The organism is bacterium, assembly GCA_035549195.1.
Lineage (GTDB): Bacteria > Oederibacteriota > Muellerivitia > Muellerivitales > Muellerivitaceae > DASZRK01.
In genome coordinates, this window is record DASZRK010000078.1 from 1 (window position 1) to 7,612 (window position 7,612).

Annotated in this window: 8 protein-coding genes; all 8 read right to left on the reverse strand. The window is 61.7% G+C overall.

Annotated elements, in window-relative coordinates; translation table 11 throughout:
• Window positions 1-49: 49 nt before the first annotated feature.
• Window positions 50-457, reverse strand: coding sequence for a hypothetical protein (locus tag VHE12_13840; GenBank protein ID HVZ81864.1), 408 nt, complete (start codon window positions 455-457; stop codon window positions 50-52).
• 82 nt (window positions 458-539) lie between these two features.
• Window positions 540-1,829, reverse strand: coding sequence for a sugar ABC transporter substrate-binding protein (locus VHE12_13845; protein ID HVZ81865.1), 1,290 nt, complete (start codon window positions 1,827-1,829; stop codon window positions 540-542).
• A 27-nt stretch (window positions 1,830-1,856) separates the two neighbouring features.
• Window positions 1,857-3,053, reverse strand: coding sequence for a GNAT family N-acetyltransferase (locus VHE12_13850; GenBank protein HVZ81866.1), 1,197 nt, complete (start codon window positions 3,051-3,053; stop codon window positions 1,857-1,859).
• Window positions 3,054-3,137: 84 nt separating this feature from the next.
• Window positions 3,138-4,454, reverse strand: a complete 1,317-nt coding sequence (locus VHE12_13855) for a hypothetical protein (GenBank protein HVZ81867.1) — start codon at window positions 4,452-4,454, stop codon at window positions 3,138-3,140.
• The gene (locus VHE12_13860; GenBank protein HVZ81868.1) at window positions 4,430-5,308 is read right to left on the reverse strand and encodes an MlaD family protein; all 879 of its coding nucleotides are present in this window, start codon (window positions 5,306-5,308) and stop codon (window positions 4,430-4,432) included. The genes VHE12_13855 and VHE12_13860 overlap by 25 nt, the downstream gene beginning before the upstream one ends.
• Window positions 5,309-5,316: 8 nt before the next feature.
• Window positions 5,317-6,078: an ABC transporter ATP-binding protein gene (locus tag VHE12_13865; protein ID HVZ81869.1), complete on the reverse strand. Its 762-nt coding sequence runs from the start codon at window positions 6,076-6,078 to the stop codon at window positions 5,317-5,319.
• Between the two features lie 8 nt (window positions 6,079-6,086).
• Window positions 6,087-6,878: an ABC transporter permease gene (locus tag VHE12_13870; protein HVZ81870.1), complete on the reverse strand. Its 792-nt coding sequence runs from the start codon at window positions 6,876-6,878 to the stop codon at window positions 6,087-6,089.
• A 21-nt stretch (window positions 6,879-6,899) separates the two neighbouring features.
• Window positions 6,900-7,612: alanine racemase (alr, locus tag VHE12_13875; protein ID HVZ81871.1), on the reverse strand; the 713-nt coding region annotated here is incomplete at its 5' end.

Consider the following 7,612-nt stretch of genomic DNA (forward strand, 5'->3'; position numbering starts at 1 on the left):
CCCGGGGATCCCCGGGGCTTTTCAGCATCCTTTTCACAAGAGTGATGGTTTACTTCGATTTTTCCTTGGTGTCCGCCGGGGCCTTCTCCTCGTTCGAGCCTTTCATCCCCGGCCCTTGATGGTCCTTCATCCAATGTTTCATCATGGGACGGCCTTGTTCCATCCCTTCTTCCCCGCCTCGGGCGTCCGGATCCACGCATCGATCCATCCCCATCCGGCCACCCATGCCCCCGTTCCAAGGACAAGAGGCGGAATAATGGCAGGTCGAAGGGTTCGAATGGCAACAGACCGCCTGACAGGCCAGGCAGAGGGGCCCCGCCAGGGAGACGACCAGGATGATCCACGCCACCACTTTCCCCAGGGTCTTGGTGAATCCCGACTGCTTATCCGCCAGGGTCAGGATCCAATAACCCACGGCCAAGCTGATCAGATAAGCCACGATCCGATGTGTCAACATGCCAACCTCCCACCATGAAATGCCCCCAAGGGGAACGGCCTTCAATCATAGGGACGTCTTGGACCGGCGTCCATGGCCGCCCTCATGGGTTATTTTTGGCTTTCATGGGCACCGGGGGATGTTTTTTAAGCTCCTCGTTGAGGGCCGCCACGGCTTGCACGGCCTTTTCCTTGCCCAACCAGACCCGGTCCAACCGGGGGAAGATGATGCTTTGCATGACCTCACGCCAATTGACCGCCATGGGCTGGTCCACACCCAAGGGGACCGCCTTCAACAGCATCTTCTTGTTCAAAGGGTCCTTGCCGTCCAGGAAGGCGGAGGATTCGGCCACCTTCTTGAGGGCCGGTTGGGCCAGCCCGGTCGAGGCGAATCGGGCCTGACCCTCGGGTCCGGAGAGATAAGCGATGAATCGCCAGGCTTCCTGCTTGTGCTTGGAACTGCTCACGATCCCGTAGCCCGAACTGCCGCCGACGACACGCCCTTTCATCCCTTTTGGATGCGGGAACATGGCCACATCCCATCCGAAATCCTTGATCCCCCGGAACAGGGGGGTCTTCCAGATCCCCGAAAGGAACATCCCGGCGGTCCCATTGGCGAAAAGGTCCGAGGCGCCGACGCTTCCCTGCTGGGCCAAGCTGGAGGGGCTGGGCATGACCTTGTACTTGTTGATCAGGTCCCCCCGGAACTGGACGCCCCGCACGAAGCCCGGTTCGTTGACCCGGTAGCGGGTGGGATGGTGGGTGTCATCCACGAACCCTCCCCCGAAGGCGTAGATCCAGGCTTCCGGAAGGGCCCAATCGTCCGCGAAACCCCAACGGAGGACATTGCCGTTCTTGTCCCGTTCGGTCAGCGCTTGGGCATCCTTCATGAATTCGTCCACCGTCCAATCGTCCTTGGGATAGGCCAGCCCCGCCCCATCGAAGGCTTTCTTGTTGTAATAGATGACGCAGACCGGCGCGATGTCCCGGGGCACCACGTAGAGGTCCCCGTCCACCGTGTACCACTTCACGAGTTCCGGATAAAAACCCTTCAAGTCGAAGGCCGGGTCCTTCCGGACGTAAGGGGTCAAGGGCTCCAACAGGCCCCGGGGATAGAAGTCGGCCAGGTTCTCCGCCGATACGAAGATGATGTCGGGCGCCAGGTCGCCCGCGAACTGGGTCAGGAGCTTGTCGACATATTCCTCATAGGGGACCCGGTCCAGGGCCACATGGATGCCCGGGTTGTCCTTCTCGAACTTCGTGATGAGCCCCTGGAGGATGGTGTTCTCCTGGATATCGCCCCAGGAGGAGATATGGATCACGGTGCGGTGATCCGGGGGCTTGGAACAGCCCCCCACCAGGACCAGCGCCATCGCCAGGATCAGGGATCGCATCGCATTCCTTTCATCGGGAGCCATCGTTCAGATCCATTCGCTCCGCCACCAATACCAATCCAAGGGGAAAAGCCCGTCCAACCAACCTGCATGGAGGCCCAAGTCCTTCAGGGTGGAGCTTGGACGCCCGGCCCCGAAAAGGAGGCGGACCGTTCCCTCCGCCGACAAGGGGATGGCCCCTTCCCTGGAACCCTTCAATACCCGCAGGCGGCGGCCGCACTCCAATCCGGCGGAACCCCCAGGCGACCGGAACCAAAGGGTCCTTCCCATGCTTGTTCCCAATGCCTCATAACGGCGTTGAAGCTGGGGCTCGAAAGCCTTCAGGACCGAATGAAGGTCCAGCACCTTGAGCATGCAGGACTGGCCCGTTCGCACTTGGCTGGAACAGTTCTCCCGGGCCCAATCGTAAAGGTCACCACCCGGGTGGATCGTGGCGGTCAGGGACGCTTCCCGGTCCCCCTGGAGAACGGAGGCCCAGAGACAGGCCAGATCCTCGGCCGCTCCGCCCCATTCGGCCACATCCAAGGGTCCCGAACCCTTCTTCCAGAAGGAAGCGGGCCGCCAAAAGACCGAGTAAGCGGTGACCTTGCCTTTTTCCTCCAGGACCCGAACCGGTCTTTCCGAAGGCCGGTCGAAACGATGGAAACAAGAGGCAGCCTGGACTGGGCCGCGCCGGATGCGGAAAGGGTGGGCGTTATAAAGCCGCTCGATCGCCGGCAGGTCCCGCGAAGCCGCCGGTCGGACCTTGCCCGGCACGGCGAAATAGGTCAGGTTCCGCCGTTGAAAGGTGAACTGATCGAGGAACAGGCCCCGCTCATACCCATAGGGACGGTAGAGGTCCCGTTCTCCCCAAAGGATCGACAAGGCGTATCCATCGTCCTGAAGGACATCGGCGACGTGGTCCATCAAACGCTTCATCAGGCCTTGGCCCCGGTGCGAGGGATGGGTGGCGACCGCGCCGATCCCGGCCACCCTGAGCGGACGGCCCTCGATCCGGGCCTCGAAGGGAAAAAGACCCACATGGGCGGCGAACCGGCCGTCGGCCATCAGGGCCCACTTCGTGGCGAGTTGGGCCGGCCGGGTGCCGAAGAAAGCCGGGGCGTCCTTCTCGAACCAGCGGGGATCCTGGAATCCATAGGAATCGGACAGGAACTTGAGGAAACTCCGGTAGTTCCGGGCCGTCGGATGGAGCGGACCGGTGAAGGTCGAAGGGATTGGGGGCATTTGTTCCTCCGGGAGGAATCTAACGAAGGGGCCTGAAAACCGGTCCCCGTTTCTTGTCCGAACGATGTCCCGTTCTTGTCCGGGTCAGAGACCCGACATCTGGGCCCCGCCCAATTGGAAGAAGAACTTGTAACTGAAGGGATTCCCCTCATAGAGGCCCGAATACTCGGGCGGGGTGATGTCATTGGTCACCTCGCCGCCGGCCCGCAGTTCCCAACCATCCCAAGAGGCCACCCGGTGGCTGTAGCCGAAGGAGACCGCCCCGATCCATCGGCCCCGGTCCGGGTCGTTGAGCCCCGTCACGCCCAACTGGTCGGGCGTCCTTTGGAGCACCTCGATGCGCCCGAAAACCGCCATCCGCTCGCTCTTGAAGGCGAATTCCTCCAGGATCGAATTCAAATAAGAAGCCTGGTCGATGTTCGTGATGCCCCCATAGATGAGGGTGTTGTAGAGGTCCCAGGAATCCGAAAGGGGGGACTTGGTATAAAGGGAAACTGAAAAACGCTCGGCTTGGGCAATGTCCGGCTCCGGGTCCCGGATATCCGCATAGGAAGCCATGAACTGGCAGTCGTCGGCCAGGTCCAGGATCCCCCGGATGCCGAAGGAATCCGGCGACCGTAAGGGAAGGTCCACCTGGGTGGGCGCGGGTTCAGTGCCGTCGAAACAGGAACCTTCCAGGTGGAAGGGACCCAATTTCAAGGCCGCCCCCAGGACACTGCCCGAGATGTGGCCCACGTCCTGGCCGATATGGTGTCCCAAAGGGGCGTCGGGGTTCACCATGCCCGTCAACCGGTGCATGAAGGCCACGGGCCCGTCAGTGGATTCACCCCTTGGCGCCGCGAAAAGCTTGAGATAACTCTTGTCCTCCGGGGAAAGGGCGATCAGGTCGCTCAAGGTGAGCCCCATGATGGGGGAACTGTGGGGATGCTGGGCATCCAGGAAGGGGGTCCCGTCCGCCTGGGCCTCCCCGATCTGGAAAAGCTCCGGGGTCCCGTTCTTGGGAACGGTCCAAAGATCGCTGGTAAGCATGAGGTCCAGGTTCAGGTATTGGCTGTCCCCCACCGAGGTGCCCAGGTCCACCATGAACATGTTGGGGGCGGAGAAGTCGGCCCGGCCCCGGGCCTGGCCCTCCTCGGCGACCGCCTCGAAGAACCCGTAACCGTGGAGCATCAGCATGGCCATGGGCATCCGGGCCATGGGGAAAGGCATGGCCATTCCCATGGATGCGTCCCAGACCTCCATGGAACCGACCTTGGCGGGATCTTGGAAGATGCCCTGGTCCCCGCTTTCCATCATCGCCGCCCGGGCCCCGGACAGGCCCAGGAAGGAACCGCTCAGCAAAAGGATGCCGAGGAAGGTCCCGAATTTCCGAACGCTTATTTTTTCCAGAGGAGTTTCCAAGGGTGGGCCTTCAGGTCCTCCACCATGTCCCGCAGGTCCTGGCCGACCTTCTCGTCCTTCAGCAGGACCCCCACGGCCCCCTTCCCGTCCTTGATGTCGTTGGAAAGGTCGTTCATGACCTGGAGGGTGTTATTGAGGTTCTTCAGGGACTGGTCGAGCTTCTGTTTCTCGAGGGAGTCGGTCAGTTTCTCCAGGTTCTTGGAGATGCGCTGGCCGCTGGCCACGATCTGGGTCACGTCGCCGCTCGACTTGGAAAGGTCATCGAGCATCTTCTCGACCTTGGAACGGCTGCGAAGGGTCAGTTCCAGCAACTGGTCCGTGGTCTTGTTCATGTTCTCGAAGGACCGGAGGAAGTTCTCCTTGGCCTTGGGGTCTCCCATCATGCGCTCGAAGCTCTCCAGCACGTCGCCCAATTGGCTGAAGGTCTGGTCCAGGTTGTTGGAATCCTTGCCCACCAACACGTCGCCCTTCTCAAGATCGGGCCCCGTCCCCAGGTCGGCCATGACCTGGACATAGCGGGAACCCAGCATGCCGGCGCTATAGAGGCAGATCTGCGAATCCTTGTGGAGATGGAGGTCCGGATTGTTGAGGTAAAGGTCCACCAGGGCCTGGTTGTTGCCGATGCGGATGTCCTTCACATAACCCACCTTGATGCCCCCGGCGTATTCGACCGGGGCATTGACCTTCAGGTCCCCCAGGAAATTGAAGGAAACGGTGACCACCCGGCCCCCGCCCCCGAACTGGAAATTATTGATGAAAAGGAGGGCCACCATGAGCACCAAAAGGGCCAGGATCGTCATGAGCCCGACCTTGAACTCCAGGCTCCATTGATGGTTGTGGTTGAGTTCCGGCATGTTCCCCTCTAGCGGACCGGCATGGGCCCTTCGACGCTGCCCGTCACGAACTGGTGAACGAAGGGATTCGGACTGTTGCGGATCTCGTCGGGGGTCCCGATCCCGACGATTTTTCCATCATATATCATGGCAATTCGGTTGGCCACTTTGTAGGCGCTGTGCATGTCGTGGGTCACGACGACGGACGTGACCCCCAATTTCTTCTGCATGTCGAGCACCAGGTCGTTGATGGCCTCCGACGAGACCGGGTCCAATCCCGAGGTCGGCTCGTCGTAGAGGATGATCTCCGGCTCCACCGCGATGGCGCGGGCCAGTCCCACGCGCTTGCGCATGCCGCCGGAAAGCTGGGCGGGCTTGAGGTCGAGGAGATTGTCCTTCAGTCCCACCAGCTCCAGCTTGCGTTTCACCGTTTCGACGGCCTGGGGCAGGGGCGTCTTGAAATCCCGCAACAACCGGAAGGCCACGTTCTCGAAGACCGTCAGGGAATCGAAAAGGGCCGCGTATTGGAAGACCACGCCCATCTTCTTGCGGAGCTCGTTGACCTCCTGCTCCTTCAAGATTCCCACGTTCTGCCCCTCGACCCAGACCTCCCCCGAATCGGGCGAAAGGAGCCCGGCGATGTGCTTCAGGATGGTGCTCTTCCCCACGCCGGAACGGCCGATGATGACCAGGGTCTCGCCCTCGAAGACCTCCAGGGTGATGTCATCCAGGACCTTCCGGTCGCCGAAGCGCTTGCTGACGTTCAGGAGCCGGATCATGGATTTGTTCATGGCGGCCCCTAGATGTGCAACGCGATGAGGATCGCGTTGAGGAAATAGTCGGAGATGAGGATCAGCATGAAGGAGAAGACCACCGCGTTGGTGGTGGCGCGGCCCACGCCCTCGGCCCCGTTGGTGGTGGCAAAACCCTGCCGGCAGGCCACGATGGCGATGATGGCCCCGAAGAACATCCCCTTGATGACCCCGCCCATGACGTCGCCCGCCTCCAGGCTGGTCCTTGTGCTTTCGATATAGATGGTGGAGGAGGTGAACTTCATGGCGCAGATGAAAAGCCCGCCCAGCCAGCCGATCAGGTCGGAAAAGATGACCAGCAGCGGCAACATGAAGGTGAAGGCCAGGAACCGGGGAACGGCCAGGTACTTCACCGGGTTGGCCGCCAGGGTGTGGAGGGCGTCGATCTGCTCGGTCACCTGCATGGTGCCGATCTCGGCGGCGACCGCCGAACCCATGCGGCCCGCGATGACCATGGCGGTGAGGACCGGCCCCAGCTCCCGGACCATGGAGATGGAGACCACCGACCCGATGAACTGGGACACGCCCTTGATCTTGGTCTCCAGGGTGTAGCCCGACTGCAGGGCCAGCACCATGCCCGTGAAAAGGGCCGTGTTGACGGCCACCGGGACGGATTCGTAGCCGATCTTGACCATCTGTTCGAGGATCAATTTGCCGTCGAAGGGTTTCTTGAACATCCAGCGGTGGATGCCCAGGAAAAGGAAGACCATCTCCCCCATGTCGTGGATGAAGAAGGCGAGGAACCGTCCGAATTTTTCGATCCAATGGGCGAGTTTCATAGGTCCTTCGAAATCCTCGTTTTAGACGTAAACCCTCGGCACCCGGCCCCCGATGCCGCAAAGAAGCTCGTAGGAGATGGTGCCCGCCAGGGCCGCCTGTTCCTCCACCCCAAGCCCCTTCCCGAAGAAAAGCGCCCGGTCCCCGGCCCGTATCCCCCGCACCCGGCTCACATCGACCATGGTCATGTCCATGCAGACGGTCCCCACGATGGGGACCTTCTTCCCCCGGATCAGGAAGAAACCCTTGTTGGACAGGCTCCGGGGGACGCCGTCCGCGTAACCCATGGCCAGGGTCGCCACCTTGACCCGGCGGGGCGCCCGGTAGGTCCGGCCGTAGCTGACCGATTCCCCCCGCTCCATGTCCTTAACATGAAGGACCCGGGTCCTCACTTGCATGACCGGCGTCAACTTGACCCTGTTTTTGAGCGAAGGATTGGGATAGACCCCGTAAAGGGCGATGCCGGGGCGCACCCAAGTCCCCTTGGATTGGGGGTAATAGGTGATCAGGGCCGCGCTATTGGCCACATGGGTCGCCGGTGCCAGGCCCTGGTGCCGGACCTTCTCCAGGGTCTGGCGGAATTGGGTGATCTGGCCCCAGGCGAACTTGGGGTCGGTCCAGTCCGCGGTCGCCAGGTGGGTATAGAGACCATCGATCCGGATGCGCGGGACCTTCCCGATGGCCTCCAAAACCGGCAGGACCTCTTGGGGCCGCACCCCCCCCCCCCCCCAAACCC